This window comes from Mucilaginibacter dorajii (assembly GCF_024808255.1).
In the GTDB taxonomy this organism is placed as follows: Bacteria; Bacteroidota; Bacteroidia; order Sphingobacteriales; family Sphingobacteriaceae; genus Mucilaginibacter; species Mucilaginibacter dorajii.
This window is the reverse complement of record NZ_JANTYS010000014.1, coordinates 161,657-186,364: the sequence shown is the minus strand read 5'-3', so window position 1 is coordinate 186,364 and position 24,708 is coordinate 161,657. Positions and strand designations below refer to the sequence as shown.

General features: G+C 41.4%; 22 protein-coding genes and 1 other RNA gene. 17 read left to right on the top strand and 6 right to left on the bottom strand.

Annotated elements, in window-relative coordinates; genetic code table 11:
- Positions 1-495: 495 nt before the first annotated feature.
- Together dinB and rhuM are read right to left on the bottom strand one after the other, a co-directional pair.
- Positions 496-1,680: a DNA polymerase IV gene (dinB, locus tag FHS10_RS19125; protein ID WP_259093530.1), complete on the bottom strand. Its 1,185-nt coding sequence runs from the start codon at positions 1,678-1,680 to the stop codon at positions 496-498.
- Between the two features lie 5 nt (positions 1,681-1,685).
- Positions 1,686-2,705 (bottom strand): RhuM family protein, encoded by a 1,020-nt coding sequence (gene rhuM, locus FHS10_RS19120; RefSeq protein WP_259093527.1) that lies wholly within the window; start codon positions 2,703-2,705, stop codon positions 1,686-1,688.
- 124 nt (positions 2,706-2,829) lie between these two features.
- On the opposite strand from rhuM, the gene FHS10_RS19115 reads away from it, so the two are divergent.
- From FHS10_RS19115 to FHS10_RS19055, 13 genes are all read left to right on the top strand, one after another.
- Entirely contained in the window at positions 2,830-3,450 is a 621-nt protein-coding gene (locus tag FHS10_RS19115) for a 2'-5' RNA ligase family protein (RefSeq protein WP_259093525.1), read from the top strand.
- 20 nt (positions 3,451-3,470) lie between these two features.
- Positions 3,471-4,091 (top strand): 2'-5' RNA ligase family protein, encoded by a 621-nt coding sequence (locus FHS10_RS19110; RefSeq protein ID WP_259093522.1) that lies wholly within the window; start codon positions 3,471-3,473, stop codon positions 4,089-4,091.
- An 8-nt stretch (positions 4,092-4,099) separates the two neighbouring features.
- Complete coding sequence (locus FHS10_RS19105) at positions 4,100-4,672, top strand: 2'-5' RNA ligase family protein (RefSeq protein ID WP_259093520.1); 573 nt, start codon at positions 4,100-4,102, stop codon at positions 4,670-4,672.
- 114 nt (positions 4,673-4,786) lie between these two features.
- Positions 4,787-4,885, top strand: an RNA gene (gene ffs, locus FHS10_RS19100) — signal recognition particle sRNA small type.
- Between the two features lie 187 nt (positions 4,886-5,072).
- On the top strand, positions 5,073-5,450 hold the full coding sequence (locus FHS10_RS19095) for a DUF1304 domain-containing protein (RefSeq protein WP_259093517.1): 378 nt from the start codon (positions 5,073-5,075) through the stop codon (positions 5,448-5,450).
- Positions 5,451-5,516: 66 nt separating this feature from the next.
- A complete protein-coding gene (locus FHS10_RS19090) occupies positions 5,517-6,473 on the top strand; it encodes a YpdA family putative bacillithiol disulfide reductase (RefSeq protein ID WP_259093514.1) in 957 nt (318 codons plus the stop codon).
- Positions 6,474-6,996: 523 nt separating this feature from the next.
- Entirely contained in the window at positions 6,997-7,638 is a 642-nt protein-coding gene (locus tag FHS10_RS19085) for a GNAT family N-acetyltransferase (protein WP_259093512.1), read from the top strand.
- Between the two features lie 107 nt (positions 7,639-7,745).
- Complete coding sequence (argG, locus tag FHS10_RS19080) at positions 7,746-8,942, top strand: argininosuccinate synthase (RefSeq protein ID WP_259093509.1); 1,197 nt, start codon at positions 7,746-7,748, stop codon at positions 8,940-8,942.
- Complete coding sequence (locus tag FHS10_RS19075; RefSeq protein ID WP_259093506.1) at positions 8,939-9,292, top strand: cupin domain-containing protein; 354 nt, start codon at positions 8,939-8,941, stop codon at positions 9,290-9,292. Before argG ends, FHS10_RS19075 begins: the two co-directional genes overlap by 4 nt.
- Positions 9,270-10,268: an N-acetyl-gamma-glutamyl-phosphate reductase gene (gene argC, locus FHS10_RS19070; protein ID WP_259093504.1), complete on the top strand. Its 999-nt coding sequence runs from the start codon at positions 9,270-9,272 to the stop codon at positions 10,266-10,268. The genes FHS10_RS19075 and argC overlap by 23 nt, the downstream gene beginning before the upstream one ends.
- 63 nt (positions 10,269-10,331) lie before the next feature.
- Positions 10,332-11,459: an aspartate aminotransferase family protein gene (locus tag FHS10_RS19065; protein ID WP_259093502.1), complete on the top strand. Its 1,128-nt coding sequence runs from the start codon at positions 10,332-10,334 to the stop codon at positions 11,457-11,459.
- Between the two features lie 67 nt (positions 11,460-11,526).
- A complete protein-coding gene (locus FHS10_RS19060; protein WP_259093500.1) occupies positions 11,527-12,474 on the top strand; it encodes an N-acetylornithine carbamoyltransferase in 948 nt (315 codons plus the stop codon).
- Positions 12,475-12,641: 167 nt separating this feature from the next.
- The gene (locus tag FHS10_RS19055; RefSeq protein WP_259093498.1) at positions 12,642-13,250 is read left to right on the top strand and encodes an FMN-binding negative transcriptional regulator; all 609 of its coding nucleotides are present in this window, start codon (positions 12,642-12,644) and stop codon (positions 13,248-13,250) included.
- 1 nt (position 13,251) lies between these two features.
- Here FHS10_RS19055 and FHS10_RS19050 read toward each other — a convergent pair whose 3' ends face one another.
- Together FHS10_RS19050 and FHS10_RS19045 are read right to left on the bottom strand one after the other, a co-directional pair.
- On the bottom strand, positions 13,252-14,496 hold the full coding sequence (locus tag FHS10_RS19050) for a cation:proton antiporter (protein ID WP_259093496.1): 1,245 nt from the start codon (positions 14,494-14,496) through the stop codon (positions 13,252-13,254).
- A 59-nt stretch (positions 14,497-14,555) separates the two neighbouring features.
- Positions 14,556-15,854: an NAD(P)/FAD-dependent oxidoreductase gene (locus FHS10_RS19045; protein ID WP_259093495.1), complete on the bottom strand. Its 1,299-nt coding sequence runs from the start codon at positions 15,852-15,854 to the stop codon at positions 14,556-14,558.
- A gap of 203 nt (positions 15,855-16,057) precedes the next feature.
- Between FHS10_RS19045 and argB the strand changes: the two genes are divergently transcribed.
- From argB to FHS10_RS19030, 3 genes are all read left to right on the top strand, one after another.
- Entirely contained in the window at positions 16,058-16,903 is an 846-nt protein-coding gene (gene argB / locus FHS10_RS19040; protein ID WP_259093492.1) for an acetylglutamate kinase, read from the top strand.
- Positions 16,900-17,718: a pyrroline-5-carboxylate reductase gene (gene proC / locus FHS10_RS19035; RefSeq protein WP_259093491.1), complete on the top strand. Its 819-nt coding sequence runs from the start codon at positions 16,900-16,902 to the stop codon at positions 17,716-17,718. The genes argB and proC overlap by 4 nt, the downstream gene beginning before the upstream one ends.
- 190 nt (positions 17,719-17,908) lie before the next feature.
- Complete coding sequence (locus FHS10_RS19030; protein ID WP_259093489.1) at positions 17,909-19,285, top strand: aspartate kinase; 1,377 nt, start codon at positions 17,909-17,911, stop codon at positions 19,283-19,285.
- A gap of 417 nt (positions 19,286-19,702) precedes the next feature.
- On the opposite strand, the gene FHS10_RS19025 is transcribed toward FHS10_RS19030, so the two are convergent.
- Positions 19,703-20,185, bottom strand: a complete 483-nt coding sequence (locus tag FHS10_RS19025; RefSeq protein ID WP_259093488.1) for a hypothetical protein — start codon at positions 20,183-20,185, stop codon at positions 19,703-19,705.
- A 143-nt stretch (positions 20,186-20,328) separates the two neighbouring features.
- On the opposite strand from FHS10_RS19025, the gene FHS10_RS19020 reads away from it, so the two are divergent.
- Positions 20,329-23,139, top strand: coding sequence for a prolyl oligopeptidase family serine peptidase (locus FHS10_RS19020; RefSeq protein WP_259093486.1), 2,811 nt, complete (start codon positions 20,329-20,331; stop codon positions 23,137-23,139).
- A gap of 152 nt (positions 23,140-23,291) precedes the next feature.
- Here FHS10_RS19020 and FHS10_RS19015 read toward each other — a convergent pair whose 3' ends face one another.
- On the bottom strand, positions 23,292-24,578 hold the full coding sequence (locus FHS10_RS19015; RefSeq protein ID WP_259093485.1) for a citrate synthase: 1,287 nt from the start codon (positions 24,576-24,578) through the stop codon (positions 23,292-23,294).
- Positions 24,579-24,708 lie beyond the last annotated feature (130 nt).

Below are 24,708 nucleotides of genomic sequence, written 5' to 3'. Positions count from 1 at the left end.
ACTCCTTGCTGAGAAATTCAACGAAAACAGATAAACATGGAGCCAATACGTTGCAAACATAGAGGCCGCATCATTTGAATTATGATACGGCCTCTACCTATTGTGCTCATTAGAAAAATCTTACCTTATGCGAAAATGTTAAACGCGATTTCTCTGATAAGGCAACAAATCATTATATAAAAACTAAAAGACTTACAAAATTAAAAAGCCCTCTCCCTTGGAGTGCTACCGTGTACCCACATCTTTTCAGAGTCATATCATTAACAAAAAACGTTGTTATTTCGAACGAGCCGGTAGGGTTGCGCGCCGGAGGTGAGGAGAAACTCTCTCTTGAGCGCAGCGAAAAATCTTGTAAAAGCGGACATTCGGCCATGCAAGGCGTACAAGATTTCTCCTCGCAGCACTGCTTTCCCCCCGCGCTTGATCGTTCGAAATGACATTTTCTTTTAACAAAAAAATGTGGGTACACGGTAGCTTGGAGAGGGTTGGATGAGGCTACCCCCTCATAAACGGATTAAAATTTCGGGTACCAATATCCATACCCGCGGCCCTACAGATAGTTTTATCGCCAAATTTAAAGTTGATGTTATCCATAGCCTGGTAAAGGCGGATGCGTTCTTCATTATCTTCAAACAGGTTGATCTGGTAGCGGCCGCTGGCCAGGTTGCTAAGCCTCACTCCTATCAGCCTGATGGGCCGATGCTGGTTCCAGGCCTTTTTAAGCAAGTTCTTGATGCCGGGCAATAAAATGTGCTCGGCCGCGGTAAGGGCTATTTTTTGTTGCTGGGTATGGGTTTCAAAATTGGCATAACGGATTTTGATAGCCAGGCAGGATGCCAGCTTATTTTCGCGGCGGAGTTTGGATGAAAGTTCCTCCGTCATGGATACCAGTATGCTTTCCAGCGTGCGATGGTCGTTCACGTTGATGTCAAAGGTACGTTCGGTCGAGATCGATTTACGATCTGAATGTGGTACAATCTCGTTATGATCAATACCATGTGCCTTTTCCCAAAGAAAGATACCCATTTTACCAAAAACGGTTTCCAGGAATTTGATATTGGTGCGTTGCAGATCGCCAATTTTTTCGATACCATACTGATATAGTTTTTGGCTGGTACTTTCGCCCAAACCCGGAATTTTGCTGATGGGTAGCGGTGCCAGGAATTTTAATTCCTCCCCATGTTTTATCCAAAGCTGTCCGTTAGGCTTGGCGGCATTGGTAGCCATTTTAGCAACGGTTTTGCCCGATGCCATCCCGAACGAGATAGGCAAGCCCGTTTCCCTGATCACCCGCTGGCGCAAATCGCAGGCCATTTTAAAGCAATCATAAAACCGATCCATACCCGTAAGATCGATGTAGAACTCATCTACCGAAGTTTTCTGGTATAACGGCACAGCATCATGAATGATCTCGGTAACCTCACGTGAGGCATCGGAATAGCGCCCATGCGTGCCACGCACAATGATAGCCTCGGGGCACAACTTCATGGCCTGTTTCATAGGCATGGCCGAGTGGATACCAAACTTGCGCGCCTCATAACTGCACGATGCCACCACGCCCCTCTCTGCCGAGCCGCCTATCAACACGGGCTTGCCAATAAGCGCCGGGTTAAATTTGCGCTCAACCGATACAAAGAATGAATCCAGATCGATATGTACGATATGCCGCTTTTGATCCATTACTATTATTCAATTTGATTTTCTTCGTCTTGAAAATTCGTCTCTATAGCCTTTTTATTTACAAACCTTTCCAATCCCAGGGTTTGTTCTTTTAACTGGTCATTAAATCTGTCAAACTCCTTCAATGCTATTTGTTTTCCTACCTCCGCGCTGACTTTGCCATGAGTTGTTAAAATTGGCTTATCGTTCAATTTCAGAAAATCAATTAGTTTGCTAACCCAAGCGGCCATATACATAGGCCTTTTTTCGATACTTTGTAACTCTGCAAATGACAAAAACTGCTCAGACAGAAGCTCCAATCTTTTTAATTCAAGCTCATCAAGATAATTCTTTGCCACAATAACATCTTTCCTGCTTATTTCACTGCCACTCCAGGTGTATAAACCCATATTGTTTTTGTATCCGTCAGCCCGTTGTTTTATCAGTTCAGATGCGGTATGGCCATGTATTGCATAATGAAACATGTTTTGAATAGATGCAAAAAAGGTCATAGCGACTTCAGAACTCGACTCGTAATCTAAACTTGTCATCGAAAATATATCTTTTACTTTGGTGTAAAGGTTTCTTTCAGAAAACCTAATTGAACGTACTCTTTCATATAATTCATCAAAGTAATTAGACTTTGTCCCCTTTAGCTTTGCGTCATCCAATACAAAACCTTTAATGATGTATTCTTTTAATTTCTGAGTGGCCCAAATCCTGAAATGCGTTCCCTGAATAGAATTTACCCGATAACCAATAGATAAAATAACATCGAGATTATAAAAATTAACCTCCCTTTTTACATTTCTCTTTCCCTCTTTTTGAACTATTGAATTTTTTTCAATAGTTCCTTTTTCCTGCAATTCACCACTTGTATAAATATTTTTTAAGTGGACATTGATATTGTCTACTCCGACCTGGAACAACTCTGATATCTGTTTTTGAGTTAACCATAAAGTTTCGTCATGCAAGTCAACCTGTATTTCTGTCGCCCCAATAGGGGTTCTGTAAATCAAGATATTTCCTTTAGTTTCTTCTTTCATATTATTGAGCCATTAAAAGTTACTTTACCCAACTCACTTTTTGATCCATGCAACAAATATGAAAATAAATTTGACATTTTGCTAATTTTATTAGCAAATTTGAAGTGAATTAAAAATGAGTGCAATGACGATGTATGAGGACTATTTAATGTTGCTTTCGCCACCAGAGGCTATCAAACATGAAATAACGCGCTATAAAAAAGCCTCGGCAAAAGTTATTGGCGATTATCAAAGCATGAATTCGCCGGCTCATATTTCTATCCTGCATAGGGAACGTCAAAAGCCCTTCATGGCCGATAAGAATCTATTGTTAATGGAACAAACCCTGGCCCAGCTGCCGCCTGTGCTGTTACATTGGGATGGCTTCGGCTATTTTACTCATCTGCATAAAAAAATGACCATATACGGCAATATCCGGTCCACCCCGGCAACTGACGAATGGTTTAACCAGTTGAAGAAAAAGCTAAAGATCAAAAAGAATTTAGTGCCACATATTACCGTGGTACGCAACATTCCCGAAAGCGACTTTAACCAGTTATGGCCCCATTTTAAGCATAAAAAACTGGTTGAACCATTTTGGATCAGCGCCTTAATGGTTGTTAAGCGCGATACGTTTGATGCCTATGCCAAATGGGAGTTTTTCAAATCGTTCAGTTTTAAAAACCAGGCCGGTTTTATCGGTGCCGAGAATATTGAAGCCGGCCGCATTGACATAGCCGACCCGGACCAGATCAATTTATTTTAAACAATTTAATAATCAGCGTTATGAACCCAACATTTTTTCATTTTGTGCTATCCCTGCCAGATCATGTTAATTACGAGATTATCAGGTTGAAAAATGAAGCAAAACGCGTCATTGGCGATTATCCCGGCATGTTGTCAAAACCGCACATCACTATTAATAATTATCCAAAACAAAATACCTATATACATGATCATGGCTTTTCGATGTTTGAACGAAGATTGAGCCTTTTACCCGCCATTGTGTTTGAGATAGACGGCTTTGATTGCTTTAACGAAAGCAATGGCTATAATAAAACCATTTACGCCAGGCTAAAAATGGCCGATCATAATAAATACTGGCTTAAACTTTTGTGGGATATTGTAGGTAAAAGCAGCGATACACCGCACATCACCATTGCCCGCGGTATTACGCCCGAACAATTCAATATACTTTGGCCCAATTTTCAAAAAAGAGAGCTGAACATAAAATTCGTGTCGTCGCGATTTACGATCTTAAAAAATCAGGCACGGTCTGGCTCACAAATGTATCGCGAATTTGAGTTTAAAGGATCAGCAGATTCGCTGACCGATGTTTATCGTGATTATTTAATGAGAGCGAAAAAGAGTTATTCGGCGGTTAGCCAGCAAATAAGCCTGTTTTAAAAATTAAGATGAGTGCCAAATATTATCTTACGGTGCTATCCCCGCCAGATCGCGTCGATATAAAAATAAACGCCTTTAAGCGGGCCTGCTTTAACCATATAGGCAAATTCCAGGGCCTTCACGCCCGCGCGCATATTACTTTAGATGTGATCAGGGACGAGATTGACCCTATTTCGCAAAAGCCCCGGATTATAGGGCCTTTTTATGATATGGTAGATTTTATAATCAGGCGTTCAATTACTACTCATGAAATCAGGATAACCGGCTTCAACTTTTTTTCGCACGGCTCAAACTTTAAAACCATTTACGCCGAGATAGAATTAGGCAAAGAAACCACCGACTGGTTTAATGCGATCAAAGCCCTGTTAATGATTAAAACGCTTGTGCCACACATTACCATTGCCCGCAAAATTCCGGTAGAAGCATTTGACAAACTTTGGCCACATTTTGTAAAAATCAATTACAAAGACGCGTTTTTAGCCGACGGCATAACCATATTAGAAAACGGTACCGACAATAAATTTGAGGCCTATAAGGTGTATAAAAAGATCCCTTTCGACAGAAAAATGGCGGTTGCGTAAATAAGTGTTGAGCATATTTACAGCTAAAATAAACATATCACCCTAACCAATAGCAACTTACGTTTTTTAACAATTTATTAACCAAAAACGCATCATTTTTCTATATTTGCCCCGGGGTAAGTCTTTTACGGCCAGCTCCTCTTGAACTCCCCCAGGGTGGGAACACAGCAAGGGTAGAGAGTTGAGCGGCGCGATAAAAGTAGCTTACCCTTTTTTTTGCGCCTATATTTTTCCTGATTACATGTAATGTTTAGGAGTGCTTAACTAAACGCACGGTAACCAACACCGCACCTCCTCCGATTAATAACATTAAATAATAAAACGCGCTTAACTCCCCGCCAGAATAGTATATTTAACCTGCCATATTAAATATAATCTTACAATAAGCCGAAATCCGTTTATGGAAAACATCACACCATTATTAGCCAAAATATTTACAGCACTGGTAGCATTTGAACATGTTTTTATTTTGTGGATGGAAATGTTTGCATGGGAAACAACCGGAAAAAAGGTATTTAAAGGAGCCTTACCCGAAACATTGTTCAAACCAACCAAAGGCTTAGCAGCTAACCAGGGACTATATAATGGTTTCCTGGCGGCAGGCCTAATCTGGAGCCTTTTTATTTCAGATCCGTTGTGGCAAAAAAATATTGCCTGCTTCTTTTTAACTTGTGTAATTGTGGCCGGAGTGTATGGAGCGATATCTGCCTCAAAAAGAATATTTTTCACCCAGGCGTTGCCGGCAATTATTGCCATATTGTTGGTAGCTTTAGCCTGACAGATAAAACAAAGCCCACAAGCTTCACATAGTACATCTCTCTCAAAAACTGCCTATCTTCGCACTATGCTCGATATACTTATTATAGGTGGCGGCCCTATAGGATTGGCCTGCGGATTAGCAGCGCAAAAAGCCGGTTTAAGTTTTGTTATTGTCGAAAAGGGTTGCCTCGTAAATTCGTTATATAACTATCCTTCTACCATGACTTTTTTCTCCACTTCCGAGAAGCTGGAGATTGGCGGAGTACCTTTTGTAACCGTTCATAACAAACCAACCCGTAATGACGCATTGGAGTACTACCGTCGCGTAGCATTGTCAAATAACCTGCCTCTTCATTTGTTTGAAGAAGTAACCAATGTAAAAGCCGAGGGCGAAACATACACCGTTACCACAAGTAAGGCCACGTACCAGTCAAAAAAAGTGATCGTATCAACCGGGTTTTATGATATAGCTGTCAAGTTAGATATCCCCGGCGAAGACTTGCCCAAAGTAAAACACTATTACCAGGACCCGCATTATTACACTTCGCAAAAAGTAGTGGTAGTAGGTTCAAGCAACTCTGCTATTGATGTTGCCCTGGAAACCTACCGCAAAGGTGCCGAAGTAACCATTGTAGTACGCGGGCCAGAAATCAGCAGTCGTGTAAAATACTGGGTACGCCCGGATATTATCAACCGCATTAAAGAAGGCAGTATTAAAGCCTATTTCAACTCCTATCTTGAAGCCATCCGCGAATTTGAGGTTGACATCCAAACACCAGATGGACTTATTACCATTCCCAATGATTTTGTAATGGCGATGACAGGTTATAAACCAAATTTCGGGTTCCTAAGAAAAATAGGGATCATATTATCTGAAGATAAATTCGCTCCTCAATACAACCCCGAAACTATGGAAACCAACCTGCCAGGTCTTTACCTTGCCGGCGTAGTTTGCGGCGGACTGGATACCCATCTTTGGTTCATCGAAAACTCCCGTATTCATGCTGAGATGATTTTGAAAGATATTGTTTCCAAGAGATAGTTTCTTGTGCTTCAAAACTTATTAAAAATGATGAAAAGGTTTAGTTTGGTCATTGTAGATATGAGTTTGGTAACGCAAAAGGATGCGGCATGATAACGTCAAAATACCCGCAGGTTATAGTTTAGTTGTCACTATCAGCTTTAAAAAGTTTTTCACGATTTTCAAGCTCATGTAATGATAAGCTGATCTTTATATTATATTGTAACTTTTTTCTTGTATAAGTAAAAATTTATGGCCTAATTTGCACCCAAATTAAAAACACAGTAATACCAACAAAAAATGAATCAACCAAGCTTAAATAAGCCCGCAATAAGAGCAAAATTTGCTCCGGCTGCCGCTGCTTTGGGTTCAACTGTTTTTTTATTCTGCCCTTCACGACGAAGGACCTATATGCCCCGGGTTTGAATTAATATACTCTCCTAAACCCTCAAACAAAAAGAGGTTATTAAACTTCTTTTAAAAAAGCCATCTAATTACTAAGGCCATCAAAAGCCAATTAATTTAACGGTAATCATCTATTTAAATGACCATACAAGATTTTGATATTCAGGTTGCTACAGCACAACACGTTGATTTTGCCCCAATGATATGCGATGAAATGGCCGAATCGGCCAAAGCACGCGGAACAGGTATAGCACAACGATCACCTGAATATGTTGCCAACAAAATGCTGGAAGGCAAGGCAGTTATCGCTTTACATAAAGACGGTACCTGGGCGGGTTTTTGCTACATTGAAACCTGGAGCCACGGCGATTTCGTGGCCAATTCCGGCCTTATTGTTAATCCTAACTTTCGTAAAGTTGGTTTGGCAAAGGCTATTAAGCATGCCATTTTTCAGCTTTCACGTAAAAAATATCCCGAAGCCAAAATATTCGGCCTTACAACCGGCTTAGCCGTAATGCGCATCAATTCTGATATAGGTTACGAACCGGTAACCTATTCTGAGCTTACCCAGGACGAAAACTTTTGGGCAGGCTGCAAAAGCTGCGTAAACTACGATATCCTGATGAGCAAAGGCCGTAAAAACTGCATGTGCACGGCAATGCTATTTGATCCGGCCGAAAAGCTAAAGCAGGACGAAGAAAAAATGAAACGCATTACGCACAAAGCCACATTATTGGAGCGCATCGAAAACGCAATCAAGAAACGGATTCACCACGATTAATAAGAGGTGAAAGGATAAAGGTTAAAGAATCATTACTGAATAAAAATACATTTTGAAAATATAAAAAGCTTTGAGCCTTTTGCTTTCAGCTTTAAGCTAACAAAAACATGAAGAAAAAAGTAGTATTAGCATACAGCGGCGGATTAGACACCTCATTTTGCTGTATATATTTAACACAGGATTTGGGTTATGAAGTACACTCGGTTATTGTTAATACCGGCGGCTTTAGCGACGAAGAACTAAAAGGAGTTGAAGAGCGCGCTTACAAAATGGGCGTTACATCACACCATGTGGTTGATGAAACTAAAAACTTTTACGATACCTGTGTTCGCTTTTTGATTTATGGTAATGTATTAAAAAACAATACCTACCCACTTTCGGTAAGTGCCGAGCGTGTTAGCCAGGCCACTGCCATTGCCAACTACGCTAAAGAAATTGGTGCCGAATTTGTTGCCCACGGCAGCACCGGTGCCGGTAACGACCAGGTGCGTTTTGATATGATCTTTAACATCCTGGTGCCTGAAGTTAAGATCATCACCCCTATCCGTGATTTAAAATTGAGCCGGGAAGCCGAGATCCAATACCTGAAAGATCATGGTGTGGATATGAACTTCGAAAAAGCAAAATATTCAATTAATAAAGGCATTTGGGGAACATCTGTAGGTGGTAAAGAAACTTTAACATCTAACCTGGGTTTACCAGAAGAGGCATGGCCTACACAGGTAACCGAATCTGAAGTAAAAGACCTTGTGCTTACTTTTGAAAAAGGCGAATTGGTTGGCATAAACGACGAAAAATATGATCACCCTACCAAAGCTATCCAGGCTTTACAGGCTATAGCGCAGCCTTACGGCATTGGCAGGGATATTCACGTTGGTGATACTATTATAGGTATTAAAGGTCGCGTAGGTTTTGAAGCAGCCGCGCCAATGGTGATCATTAAAGCTCACCATACTTTGGAGAAACACGTGCTAACCAAATGGCAATTATCATGGAAAGACCAGCTTTCGGCTTTCTACGGTAACTGGCTACATGAAGGCCAGTTCCATGACCCGATTATGCGTAACATGGAAGCCTTTTTGAGCGATACCCAGACAAACGTAAGCGGTAAAGTGTTTGTTCAGTTACATCCATACCGCTTCCAGGTGATTGGTATCGAATCTGACCATGATCTGATGTCGAACAAATTTGGCAGCTATGGCGAAATGAATAACTCCTGGAGTGGCGAAGATGTTAAAGGCTTCTCCAAGATCTTTGGTAACCAGGTAATGATCTATCATAAAGTAAACGGCGAAAGCAAATGATCAACACAACCTTTTCAAAAGGAGAATGCCTGAAGCATTATAACTGGGGCGATGATTGCCACGGCTGGACTTTTATTGATACAGAAGCATTATCTGTAAAACAGGAACTAATGCCTCCAGATACTGCCGAACAATTGCATTACCACGAAAAAGCAACACAGTTATTCTTTATTTTGAAAGGACGGGCAACATTCTCTATTGATGGCGAAACAAGCGTTTTAAAACCAGAGCAAGGCATCGAGATATTACCAGGTCAAAAACACTTCATCAGCAATAACGACCGGAGCGACCTGGAGTTTATTTTATACTCATATCCATCAACCAATAATGACAGGATCAACATCAAATAAAATTAAAGTGGGAATCATAGGTGGAGCGGGATATACCGGCGGCGAAATGCTGCGGATCCTGATTAATCACCCTGATGTAGACATTGCTTTTGTGCACAGCAACAGTAACGCGGGTAATTATATTTACGAAGTACACACCGATCTGTTTGGTGATACCGAACTAAAATTCGCTGCCGAATTTACTGCGGATGTAGATGTACTTTTTCTTTGCGTAGGTCATGGTGATGCCAAAAAGTTTTTGGATGCAAATGAGATCCCGGATAACATAAGGATCATCGATCTTAGTCAGGATTTCCGTTTAAATCAAAATTCAAAATTTAAAACCAAAAACTTCACTTACGGCTTGCCGGAATTAAACAGAGATGCTATTAAAACAGCTGAAAATATAGCTAACCCGGGTTGTTTTGCTACTTGCCTACAGCTGGGTTTGTTACCTTTGGCCTCGAAAGGATTGTTAAATAACGAGGTGCATATCACTGCCACAACTGGCTCTACCGGAGCTGGTCAGAGTTTGGCGGCAACCTCTCATTTTACCTGGCGAAATGACAACCTATCTGTTTACAAAGCATTTAATCATCAGCATTTAAATGAGATAGGACAGTCGTTAAAACAGTTACAACCTGATTTTGGCAAGGCCATCAATTTTATCCCTTATCGCGGCGATTTTACCAGGGGAATAATTGCATCCATGTATACCGAGAGTGATTTAAGCGAGGAAGAAGCTTTAGCGCTTTATCAAAGTTATTACGATGGTCATCCGTTTACACATGTAACCAGTCGTAATATCGATTTGAAACAGATAGTAAACACCAACAAGTGCTTTATACAAGTAAAAAAACACGATAATAAAATATTCATTATCAGCATAATGGATAACTTACTAAAAGGCGCTTCGGGCCAGGCGGTACAAAACATGAACTTAATGTTTGGCTTGGACGAGCGCGCAGGACTACGACTTAAGGCGACCGGCTTTTAAGCCGCGAGCCACATCCGTAACCTGTTATCAATTTAGTATGTAAATTTTAAGATCTAATCCAAAATGAAATTATTCGACGTATACCCAATCAATAATATAAACATCACCCGGGGGCTTGGCAGTTTAGTTTATGACAGCCAAGACACCGAATACCTTGATATGTATGGCGGTCACGCTGTTATCTCTATTGGCCACACCCACCCGCATTATGTAAAAAGATTAGAAGACCAGTTACACCAGTTGGGCTTTTACTCTAATTCTATCGAGATCCCTATCCAAAAAGAGCTTGCTGCAAAATTGGGAAAGGTTTCTGGTAAAGAAGATTATCAGTTATTTCTTTGTAATTCCGGTGCCGAAGCTAATGAGAATGCCTTAAAACTGGCGTCATTTTACAATGGCAAAAAGAAAGTTATCGCCTTTACCAAGGCATTTCACGGGCGTACGTCTTTAGCTGTTGCTGTTACAGATAATCCTAAGATTGTTGCACCGGTTAACCAAACCGATAACGTTATATTTTTACCCTGGGCCGATGAAGCTGCTTTGGCACAAGCATTTGCCGAAAACGAAATTTCATCTGTCATTATCGAAGGCATCCAGGGTGTCGGTGGTATCCAGGTAGCACCAGAAAGCTTTTTGCAAAAAATTCGTTCACTTTGCGATGAGTATAATGCTGTTTTTATTGCCGATTCTGTTCAGTGCGGTTACGGCCGTACCGGTAAGTTTTTCTCACAGGATTTTGCCGGTGTAGATGCCGATATTTACAGCATGGCTAAAGGTATGGGTAATGGATTCCCGGTTGGGGGCATTATCATATCGCCTAAAATACAGCCTTCTTATGGCATGTTAGGTACTACTTTTGGCGGCAACCATTTGGCTTGCGCAGCCGGTTTAGCGGTGTTAGAAGTGATGGAGCAGGATAACCTGATGCAAAACGCGGCAGAAGTTGGTGGTTACCTGATCAAAGAGCTTAAAAAATTAGAGCAGGTAAAAGAAGTTAGAGGTCGTGGTTTGATGATAGGCATCGAATTACCTGAAGAACTTGCTCATGCCCGCAAAGAACTTTTATTTAAACATCATATTTTTACCGGTGAGGCTAAACCAAACGTGGTTAGGTTATTACCGGCCTTAAACTTAACTAAAGCCCATGCCGATAGGTTTTTGGAAGCCTTTGTTAGTGTTTTAAATCAATAGCCCCCTCTAAATCTCCCCCTGAAGGGGGAGACTTTAAATAAATATTATAACGTAAGATAAATAGCTCATGAAACTGTTCTCTTCTGTAAATGACGTTACCGATATTGATGCTCTTGTAAAAGAAGCATTGGCACTTAAGCAAAATCCTTTTGCGCACCAGCAGCTGGGTAAAAATAAAACGCTTGCCTTAGTGTTTTTAAACCCAAGCTTACGTACGCGTATGAGTACCCAAAAAGCAGCCCTTAACCTGGGGATGAATGTGATGGTGCTTAATATCGATAAAGAAGGATGGGCTTTAGAGTTGCGCGACGGCGTGATCATGGACGGTACAACCGTTGAACACATCCGCGAGGCAGCAGGCGTTATGGGTCAGTATGCCGATATTATTGGCGTGCGCTCGTTCCCTGGTTTAAGGAATCGTGAAGAGGATTATAGCGAGATGATATTTAACAAATTTGTGGAGTTTTGTAAAGTGCCCGTTGTGAGCCTGGAATCGGCCACACGTCATCCTTTGCAGAGTCTGGCCGATTTGGTTACCATAACAGAATTAAAGAAGACAGCCCGCCCTAAGGTTGTTTTAACATGGGCACCACATATTAAACCATTACCGCAGGCCGTACCCAACTCCTTTTCCGAATGGATGTGCAAAGCCGATGTTGATTTTACCATAGTACAGCCTAAGGGGTATGAACTTTGTGCCGATTTTACGCAGGGGGCAGCAATTTCATATAACCAGGATGAGGCTTTATCAGGTGCTGATTTTATCTATGTAAAAAACTGGTCGGCTTATGAGCCTTACGGTAATATTTTAGGTAAACACGAAGAATGGATGCTGACCAATGAAAAACTAAAGGCAACCAACGATGCCAAAGTGATGCATTGCCTGCCTGTTCGCCGTAATTTGGAGTTATCTGATGAGATTTTAGACGGCCCAAACAGCATTGTGGTACACGAAGCCGGTAACCGGGTTTGGGCAGCGCAGGCTGTATTAAAGCAGATGCTGGAAAGTTTGTAAATAGTGACTTACAAAAAGGCTTCTAATTTTTCAAGATAGCACCTTTTAATATGAGTATAACGCCATAAAACCATGTCATTGCGAGGAACGAAGCAATGACATATAATGGAGTTTTGAACACATGTTTCTATTTCTCAAACCTTCTAAAGTTATCCTAAACCCTTCCTATGTACATACCAGCCTTCAATCAATTCCCCAATCAACAGGAGATCATCAGTTTCATGCAGCGGTATAGTTTTGCCACTATAATTACAGTTCGTGACGAGATTCCAGAAGCTACTCATCTCCCCTTTTTGGTTGAACTGCGCGATGATAAGGTAGTTTTACTTTCTCATTTCGCCAAAGCAAATCCACAAGCCGCCCAGCTCTTAGATAAAACTGTTTTGGTGATCTTTACTGAGCCGCACGCTTATATCTCGCCGGCAAATTATCCAAAGGAAACCAATGTACCCACCTGGAATTATATCGCCGTGCATGCCTACGGCAAGGCCAGCTTATTATCCGGAGAAGAACAAACAGCCAACCTTTTATCCAAAACTATCAGTAATTACGAAGTAAGTTACCTGCAACAATGGGATAATTTAGCTATCGAATTCAAACAAAAAATGATGAAAGGAATAGTAGCTTTTGAAATAATTGTAGATGATCTGCAAGGCAAACAAAAACTGAGTCAAAACCGGACTGAGGAAGAGCGGGAAAATATCATAAACTCCTTAAGTAAAAGCGCCGACACCCACGAAATCGAAATCGCCAATTACATGTTGAAACTAAAATAGTTTATTCGATAAACCTGGAAGCGCGATTGATCATGGCATTGAGTGTTAAGCCCTGCACTATAACAGAAAATATTACGATAAAATAACTCCCCGATAGGATCAAATGCCGGTATGGCGTATCGGGCAAGGTTAAAGCCAGCGCGATAGAAATGCCTCCCCTTAAACCAGCCCAGGTCATTACGTTAATATTGCTATAGTTAACTTTTAATGAGTGTCGCAAAAACGGAAGCGGAAGGGTGATACTTAGCCAGCGGGCTATCAATATCAACACAATGGAAATACTGCCAGTTACCCAGTAGTTATTTACAAATGGCAGATTGATGAGCTGCAAACCTATCATCACAAACAAAATGGTATTCAGCATTTCATCAACCAATTGCCAGAATTTTTCCAACGCCTCGTGCGATCGCTCTTTACTATCCTGGTTTATAGAATGACTACCTGCAAAAAGCCCGGCTGTTACAACGGATAGCGGTATAGAAAACTCAAATATGGTGGCTAACACGGATAGGCCCATCACCAGCGCCAGGGAGATCAACACTATAGTTTGAAAATCCTTTACCGATTTCATCAACCGCTGGGCAAGATATCCCAATATCGCGCCGGCAAAAATGCCGCCGATCACCTCTTTTAAGATCATCAGTAAAACCTTCGAGGCTTCTATATTTTGCTCGCCTACCTGGGTAATTTCTAATAGAATCACAAACAGGATCAGCCCTACCCCATCATTAAAAAGCGATTCGCCGGATATAATGGTTTCCAGGTGGGCAGGTAGTTTGGAGTTTTTTACGATAGCCGATACTGCCACCGGATCTGTTGGCGATACTAATGCCCCAAATAACAGGCAGTAGATTAATGGCATGTGGATATGAAAAAACGGAGCAAGGTAATAGAGCAGGAAACCAAAAATAGCGGTAGATAGTATAACACCTAAGGTGCTTAGCACCAATACAGGTCGCATTTCTTTTTTCAGCTTTTTTCCATCAAGATTAAACGCGCTTGAAAAAAGCAGGAAACCCAGCATAATGTTGAGCACAACCTTTGAAAAATCGATATTCTTGGCTAAGGTGGTTAAGTATCTTGCCGATACCGGGTCGAGCTTATCAACAATAAGAATGGCGATAGAAACAATAGTGGCTATCAAAACTATCCCGATAGTACCGGGAAGCTTGATAAAGCGCGCGTTTAAATAAGAAAAAAGCGCGCTGACAATAACTAATAAAGCAATTACAAAAAACAGATCCATAAGCGTTTACTGCATTACAAATAAAATAAACGCTTGAATGTTTTGGAGCGAATTACTTTTTATTTCGATTCAGGGTCGGTCATCCGGGTTTCGGTATTAAAATAACGCACGATCAAACGGTTATCGCTATTCTTATTAAAGTAGTTAATAGCCCAGCTAAAAAAGATAATCCCTTTATTGGTAAAACCCGCCAACGACATTAAATGCACAAAGCCCCACAACAGCCATGCAAAAAATCCCTGAAAATGGAGCTTACCTAAATCAGCGACTGCTTTATTCCTGCCAATAGTAGCCAGTGACCCTTTATCGTGATATTTAAACGGAACAGTCGGTTGGCTATTCAAAATCTGCACCAGGTTTTTTGCCAGCCAGCCACCTTGTTGAATGGCGGTTGGTGCTACACCTGGATGCCCGTTTGGCGTTTCGGGAGTTATCATTGCCGATACATCGCCTATGGCAAAAATATTATTATAGCCAATAACTTTGCTAATTTCATCAACCTGGATGCGGTTGCCCTTTGTTATACTTTGTTCAGGTAAACCAGCGGGCACCTCGCCTTTTACACCGGCAGCCCAAAGTACGTTGCGGGTAAGTATGGTTGTACCATTATCTATTTTAAGTAGTATTCCATCGTAACCTTGCACATGAACGCCATTATAAATAGTAACGTCCATATCTTCCAAAAACTTTTTTGCTTTTTCAGATGCCTTAGGCGAAAAAGCGCCAAGCACAACATCTTTACCTTCAACAAGGTAAACCTTCATATTGTGCTTACGCAGGCCATGGTAATCCTTCATTAATATCAACTGGCGCATTTCGGCCAATGCGCCGGATAATTCAACTCCTGTAGGGCCGCCGCCTACAACCACAAAGGTCATTAACGCCGCTTTTTCTTCGGGGTCTTTGGTTACTAATGACATTTCCAGGTTTTGCAGGATCAAGCTCCGTAGATTAAGCGCCTCGGGGATGTTTTTCATCGGCATAGCAAAATGTTCAATCTCTTTATTGCCGAAAAAATTGGTATTTGAGCCTGTGGCTATAATCAGGTAATCATAATATATGGTACCTATGTCTGTAGCAAGTGTATTGGTTTCAGGATGGATCTGCTGAACTTCGGCCAATGCAAACCTAAAATTATCCTGTTTTGTAAAAATCCTGCGAATGGGGAAACCGATGGAGTCGGCAGCTATTGAACCGGCCGCTACCTGGTACAATAAAGGCTGAAAAGTGTGGTAATTATGCTTATCAAGCAGTAATACATCTACCGGCGCGTTTTTTAAGTTTTTAGCTAATTCCAGCCCGCCAAAGCCACCGCCGATGATAACCACACGGGGCTTAGTACTTTTCTTTTGTTCCATAGGTAAATTTTCAAGCAAGTTTAATGCCTTAATTTCAAGTATACTAATTATTTCATAATCAAATTGTAAACTTACAAATGTGTAAGCAAACAATCATTTTTGCTTACTTTTAGTAAAATTTACACTATAATTTCTTATTTTTAACAGATTTCTATCAAAAAAGATAGTAAATTGGCAAGTGCAGTGTTAAATTATTGTGAAGAATGAATAAAAGTGAGACGGTTTCTATAAATCCACCTGAAATAGCAGCTAAAAAAAGCTTGCACATCATAAAAATTGGTGGAAACGTTATAGATAACTCAGAAAACCTACATCATTTCCTGAAAGACTTTCAGTCGCTTGACGGATTTAAGATTTTAGTGCATGGCGGCGGCAAGGTAGCAACCCAAGTTGCTGAGGATATGGGCATTGAAGCAAAGCTGGTTGACGGCAGGCGTATAACAGATATTGAAACTTTAAGAGTGGTTACCATGGTTTATGGCGGCCTTATTAACAAAAATATAGTTGCACAGTTACAACGCTTTGGAAACAACGCGATAGGATTAACAGGGGCCGACGGAAATTTTATCAAAGCTAAAAAACGCCCTGTAAAAACTATCGATTATGGTTTTGTTGGCGATATCGACGAAAACTCCATTAATCCCGGTAATATCAGCAGGTTGATGGAAGCAGGCTTCACCCCTGTTTTTTGCGCGATAACACATGATGGCGAAGGGCAATTACTGAACACCAATGCCGATACCATTGCTTCGGCTTTGGCGGTTAACCTGGCATCTATTTACGAAACAACCCTGATCTATTGTTTTGAGAAAAAAGGTGTTTTACAGGATATTGATGATGAAGATTCATTGATACGGGAAATTAACCCCGAACGCTATGAAGAGTTAAAAAAAGAGCGCATCATTCACAGCGGTATGCTACCCAAGTTAGATAATGCCTTTACTGCCATAGCCTGCGGCGTAAAAGCGGTAATAATTGGCAAAAGCGACGATTTAGGAAATATTAAGAATAACAAACCATTTGGAACACGTTTAAGTACAACCACATGAACGCATCACAACAAATAGCAATTTTAGGTTCGGGAAACATCGGGCTGTCATTAGCCAAAGGGTTAGTTAAAGCAGGTATTTGCAAACCCCAGCAAATTACCCTTACCAGGAGAAATGTGGCCGCGCTGGCAGAGTTTGCCACCTTGGGCTATCATACAACCGACAATAATTTAAAAGCCGTTAAAAAGGCCGACATCATTGTTTTGGCCGTATTGCCGCAACAATTAAATAAACTACTTGACGAAATCAGGCCTGCTATAAAGCCAGATAAACAGCTTTTAATATCTGTGATATCGGGCGTAAGCTGTAGCGATATCCGCCTGCAGCTGGAGTTAAACGTACAAATAGTACGGGCTATGCCTAACACAGCCATTGCAATAGGGCATTCCATGACTTGTATTGCTACCGATAATGGCACCAATAAAAACATTAACCTGGTAAAATCACTTTTTGATACCGTTGGTGTAAGCATCCAGATCAATGAAGAATTGATGACATCCGCAACAGCACTTTGCGCCTGCGGTATAGCCTTCTTCTTACGGTCTATCCGTGCAGCCTCGCAGGGTGGTACCGAAATAGGTTTCCATGCAGGCGATGCCTTAAAAATGGCTGCGCAAACCGCCAAAGGTGCCGCAGATCTATTGCTGCAACTTTCATCGCACCCAGAGCAGGAAATTGATAAGGTGACCTCACCAAGTGGCTGTACTATTGCCGGCTTAAACGAGATGGAGCATAACGGATTTAGCTCGGCCATGATCAAGGGCATTAAGCTATCGGCAGAGAAAGCCGGCGACCTTTATAAGAAGGAAAGTTAGCCCAAAGCCCATCTATAACACAAAACCAATTATAAACCATCAATATTGATAATCCCCGTATCAAAATGATATGGGGATTTGTAATACATGCAAATACATTCCTTTAATAATTAAGCCATTATAATAACTTTGCGGCTGTTTAAAGGCCTGGCACAATTATCGTATTTGCCTGCTATCTTTTTAGTATAAAATGTTAACAGTAGAAAAAATCGGCGGTACATCCATGACCGCATTGGGTGATGTGATCAAAAACATTATCCTGTTTGAACGTAGCGGCGACCAATTGTACAACCGCATCTTTGTAGTATCGGCATTTTCGGGGGTAACCAACCTCCTGCTCGAAAATAAGAAAACCAAAGCCCCCGGTGTTTACCACCGTTTGGCAACTTATAAAGATTTTCATAAACCACTTAAAGAACTCATTGTTAAGTTAAAGCAGCTTAATAAAAACTATGAAAGTCTTGGTTTAAATGTTGCTGCCGCCGATGCTTTTATTGAGCAACGCCTTAAAGACGCGCAAACTTACCTGGAAAATATAGCCAACATCCTGGCATCGGGTTACGTAAATAAAGCAGATGTTTTATTAGCCGCACGCGAGATCCTGGCCTCAATAGGCGAAACCCATTCGGCATTTGTGTTTACCAACATCCTGCAAAACATGGGTATCAACGCCACTTTTGTTGATTTGAGCGGCTTTCATGATCACCGGTCATTAACTATCGACCAACGCATCAGGAAAGATCTGCAGCACATCGATTTCGCAAACACTATTACCATCGTAACCGGCTACGCCAAAGGCACCGAGGGTATTATGCGCGAGTTTGACCGCGGCTACTCTGAAGTTACCTTTAGTAAAATAGCCGTAGAAGTAAAACCACAGGAGGCTATCATCCATAAAGAATACCATTTATGTACCGCCGATCCGCAATTGGTAGGCGTTGAAAATTGTTTCCCGGTAGGCAACACCAACTATGATGTGGCCGATCAGCTTGCCGATGTAGGCATGGAGGCTATCCACCCTAAAGCATCCAAACCGTTAGAGATCAACGACATTGACCTGAGGATCAAAAACACTTTTCAGCCGGAACATCCCGGCACGCTGATAACCCGCGAATATATTTGCGATAAAAAACGGGTTGAGGTAATTACAGGAACCGAGCACGTAATGATGATTGATATTTACGACCCATCAATGGTAGGTAATGTAGGTACCGATTTTCACATCATGCAGCTGTTTTATAAATACGGCGTTAGCTATACTTTTAAGGCGACGAGCGCCAACAGTATCTCAATAGTGATATGGGAAAAGGATTTCAACAAAAAGCTGATCCAGGAACTGGAAGATGATTATGAAAAGGTGGCTGTAGAAAAAATGGCTATGGTTTGCCTCATCGGTTCCAATATGGATCAGCCTGGCTTATTGGCCAAATCGGCAACAGCCCTCGCCAATCAAGGCATCAATATCAAAAGCTGTGGTTTTGCTTTAAGGAAAGTGAATATCCAGTTTTTGGTTGCAAGAGAGGACTTTGCAGAGGCTATTAAGGCTTTGAATAAGGTGATGATATAAGAAGCTGTTTAAAAACTAAAAGAATCGTCACTACGAGTTATAAAACCCACCCGCATTTGAAGGTGGCAATGACGTAAGAACTCCCCTCTTCCCCCTATCATTCTGACGAACGAAGAATCTTCTTCACTATAAAAATCTGCAATTAGCATGGCGAAGAAGATCCTTCGTTCCTACCCATGACAAGTCCACCATGTCATTGCGAGGCACGAAGCAATCGCATGCTCTACAGGGCGAATCTGCACAGTTCGCGATTGCTTCGTTCCTCGCAATGACATAGCTTTATATTGTCATTCTACCTTCAGAATTTCGCGAAATTTTATCACTCAGGATGACAATCATTTTTATAATACCTTATGGGTAGGAACGAAGCAGCATTAATAGCGCAAGGTTATTACATTTTAAAGCTGTGTTTTATTTTTAAAGCGCGGCTTTATTTTTTTCTCTCTGTTCTATTTCAAGGGCTTTGATGCTGTAATTATTTAACATGGTAAGCAATTCGGACAAATGAGCGTCAACATTGCCAAGCTTGATATATTTAGGGCTATCGCGTTTTAGCATTTCTCCATTATCTGTTTTAATTTTTAGGGGATAGGCTGTTATCATGTGCGAACCGGATTCTTCCGCAACTTCCTCTATATCTTTCCAGTAATATTTTACACCTTTTACCCTATCATAAATACAGATCTCATCAAATTCAAGCTGCGGCTTTTTTTCGATAGCCACCACTATCGATTTAAAGTTATTGTAGAACAATATAAAAAGGGTAAACGCCAACGCACCGCAAATTGTCCATTTTATAGTCGACAAACTATTTGAATTATACCAAAGCAGGCCAATCCATATAATGACAATCACAATTAAAAAAAATAACCTGTAGCCTGGCTTAAAATAATATTTCATCGCTAATCAAATCTAATAATTTAGACGAGCACAATCAACCTTTCGACTTTAACCTTTCACCTTTGCCCCAATTGTAACTTTACCGTAACTAATTTCCATTGCTAAGCTATTTTAAGCATATTTAACTCTTACACAAGTTTGATATGCGTAGAATTTTACTTATCACCTGTTTATCAGCCTTCGGCTTTAACGCGTTTGCCCAAAAAACATCCAAAAAACCTTTGGACCACACTGTTTTTGACGGCTGGCAAAGCATCAGCGATCAACGGATCAGCAATGATGGTAAATGGATACTGTACGTAATAAAACCGCAACAGGGAGACGCCGACCTGGTGATCACCAATTCAAAAAACACCGATAAAGTTCATATACCCAGGGCCGACACTGCAAGATTTAGCAGCGACGGCAAATTCGCCGTATTTCAGATCAGGCCATTTTATAAGGATACCAGGCAGGCTAAAATCAAAAAGAAAAAACAGTCGGAATTCCCTAAAGATACCTTAGGCTTTATATCTCTTGGCACACAAAGTATCACCAAAATACCATCTGTAAGAAATTTTAAAATAGCCGAGCATGCCGATGTAATAGCCTACCTGGCAGCGAGCGATACATTAAAGAAACCGGCACCGTCCGATACCTCGAAAAAAGCGGCAGGCAAAACCGTAGCGGCGACAACTCACGAAGGAGCTGAGTTAACTGTAAAACAACTGAATGTCAAACTAACCCGCACTTTTAAATATGTTACAGAATACCAGGTTAGCAAAAATGGAAAATTGGTAGCCTTTGCCGTTACGGCACCTATTAAACAAAGGGAGGTTGTATCAGGCCTGTATGTATTTGATGTTGACAAAAACACCATAAAAACGATAAGTACCGGCAGGGGCAACTACAGTAACGTCACTATCGATGATGCAAGCAGGCAAATTGCCTTTACTGCGGAAAAGAATCCCGAAAAGGCTTTAGTAAAACCATTTAAACTGTACTACTATAATCTAACGCAAGATAGCGCCCACGTGATAGCGGCTCAAGGCTTTACAAACATGCCCGATAAATGGGCTGTAAGCGGTGATGGCAAAGTGTATTTTAGTAAAAGCGGAGCCAAACTATATTTTGGCACTGCCCCAATCCCAAAACCGGCCGACACCACCATTGTTGATTTTGAAGTTGCCAAACTGGATATCTGGAATTATAAAGACGACTACCTGCAACCTCAGCAACTTAAAAACCTGCAAAAGGAACTAAAGCGCAGCTACCTGGCGGTGATCAAACCGGATGATCCCGAATTGAAACAAGTGCAACTGGGCAGCAAAGCTATACCAGAAGTATTTGTTGCCGAGAATAAAGACGCCCGTTATGTATTAGGTGTTACAGATACCGGCGCGCGCGTACAGGCACAATGGGAAGGCGACACCAAACAACAAGCTATACTGATAGACACAAAAAGCGGCAACAAACACCTGATTAATGGAAGTACCAACGCCCGCTACCGGATCTCGCCGGATGGGCAGTATGTGGTTTGGTTTGACCTGGCTGAACAACAATGGTACAGTTATACCATCGCGACAGGAAGCAAGATCAACCTCACTAAGTCCATCGGCAACAAAATGGGCGATGAGCTGAACGACGTACCAAATTTCGCTTCGGAGTACGGCGTAGCCGGGTGGACAAAGGATGACAAGGCAATATTGATATATGACCGTTACGATATCTGGAGTATTGATCCGGCCACAGGCGATGCCACTAACTTTACCAATGGTATCGGCCGTAAAAACAAGCTGATCATCAGGTATGATCAAACCGATCCGGAGCAAAAGTTCATTCCATCCAAACAGCTGATGTGGCTTTCGGCTCAGGACGAGGAAACCAAACAATGGGGTTATTTTACCAAAACGCCTGAAAGCTTAGAGCCACCTAAAAAAATAGCCTGGGGCAAAATGAGTTATGGCGACCTTACCAGGGCGAAAAACTCATCAACATATATCTATACAAAAAGCAATTATGAATTGCCGCCAGATTTATATGTATCGCAAGATCTCAAAAACGAGATCAAGCTAAGTGATATCGACCCGCAACAGGCCGGATACAATTGGGGCACTGCCGAACTGGTATCCTGGACTACACCAAAAGGCTACAAATCAAAGGGTATTTTATACAAACCCGAAGATTTTGACCCGAATAAAAAGTACCCGATGGTGGTTTACTTCTACGAAAAACTATCAGAGGGTCTGTATAATTACCTGCCGCCAACGCCTACGCCTTCGCGTTTGCCCATATCATTTTTTGTAAGCAACGGCTACCTGGTTTTTGCACCTGATATCAGTTACGAAACCGGTCATCCCGGCGCTTCGGCGGTGGAATTTATAAATTCGGGGGTGGAATCATTAAAGAAAAATGCCTGGGTTGATGGCGCGCATATTGGCATCCAGGGCCAAAGCTGGGGCGGCTACCAAGTGGCTTATCTTATAACCCAAACCAATATGTACGCCGCCGCGTGGGCTGGCGCACCGGTAGCCAACATGACATCAGCCTACGGCGGTATCCGCTGGGAATCGGGTTTAAACAGGCAATTTCAATATGAAAAAACGCAAAGTCGTATTGGTGCAACACTTTGGGAAAAACCTGAGCTTTATATCGAGAACTCTCCGCTTTTCCAGTTACCCAAAGTACAAACGCCGGTAATGATCATGAGCAACGATGCCGATGGTGCTGTACCATGGTACCAGGGGATAGAAATGTTTACCGCACTGCGCCGGCTTGGCAAACCAGTTTGGCTGCTGCAATACAATGGAGAAGCACATAACCTTGTATTGCGACAAAATAGAAAAGATATCACCATTCGCGAGCAGCAATATTTTGACCATTTTTTAAAAGGTGCCCCAATGCCGGTTTGGATGGCCAAAGGCGTACCAGCCGTGGATAAGGGTAAAGATTGGGGATTTGAATTGGAAAAGTAGCGTTCATCATAATAAACACTTGCTTAAACAAAAAGGGTGACGGAAAAACTCCATTACCCTTTTTATTATCTATCTGATTTTAGTCTTTTATCCTTGCTCCAAAAGTCTTTTGTCCAATAATCCTTTGTCTAAAAGTCCAATAATCCTAAAATCTACCTGTCTTTAATATCCCTATATTCTCTATCGGTAGTACCAGTATAAATCTGTCGCGGACGCCCGATAGGCTCTTTATTTTCTTTCATTTCCTTCCATTGTGCAATCCAGCCTGGTAAACGGCCCAGTGCAAACAGTACGGTAAACATTTCTGTAGGGAAACCTAATGCGCGATAAATGATACCGGAATAAAAATCGACGTTTGGATATAGTTTACGCTCAACAAAGTATGGGTCTTTCAACGCTACTTCTTCCAACTTTTTAGCTATCTCCAATACTTCATCGTTAATGCCCAATTTCTCTAATATATCGTCGCAGGCTTTTTTAATGATTTTGGCACGTGGGTCGAAGTTTTTGTATACACGGTGACCAAATCCCATTAAACGGAAAGGATCGTTTTTATCTTTTGCTTTTGCAATCCATTTATCGGTATCGCCCCCATCGTTCTTAATCTTCTCCAGCATTTCAATCACCGCCTGGTTGGCTCCGCCATGTAACGGTCCCCAAAGTGCAGAGATCCCTGCCGAAATAGATGCATATAAATTAGCATCCGAAGAACCAACTATGCGCACTGTTGATGTTGAGCAGTTTTGCTCATGATCGGCATGCAGGATCAGCAATTTATTCATTACATCAACCACTACCCTGTCCACTTTATAATCCTCTGTACGTTCGGCAAAGGTCATGTACAGGAAGTTGGTTACATAATCGTATTTGTTTTGAGGATATACAACCGGATGCCCTAATGATTTTTTATAGATCCATGATACTACAGTACTCATTTTGGCCAGCAGTTTCATGATCTCCAGGTTTACCTCTTCGGTAGATAACCCTTGTTTTAGTGATTCGGGGTTAAAGGCTGCCAAAGCACCAATCAATGACGAAAGCTGCCCCATTGGATGAGATTTTGACGGAAAGCCGTCAAAGAACTTTTTCATATCCTCATGAACCAACGTATGGCGGCTCACCTGGTATTGAAAGTCTGTTAATTGGGCTTCAGTTGGCAACTCACCATAAATTAACAGGTAAGCCACTTCAATAAAGCTGGCATTTTCTGCCAGTTGCTCAATAGAATAACCACGATATTTAAGGATCCCTTTTTCGCCATCTAAAAACGTGATGGCGCTTTTTGTAGCTCCGGTGTTTTTGTAGCCAATGTCAAGCGTAACATAACCGCTTTGGTCTCTCAGTTTTGAAATATCTATCGCTTTTTCACCTTCTGTACCCTCAATTACCGGGAGTTCAAATGTTTTATCACCAATTTTTAGTTGTGCTGTTTCCGACATAGAAATTTTTGTATCTGCAACAAATGTAATTAAATCTGCGTATTAATACCCGCTAAGATAATTTACTATTTGTAAATTTTTAAGTGCAAATTTATTAATTTAACCTCCTTAACCTGGGCTATCTCCCTTC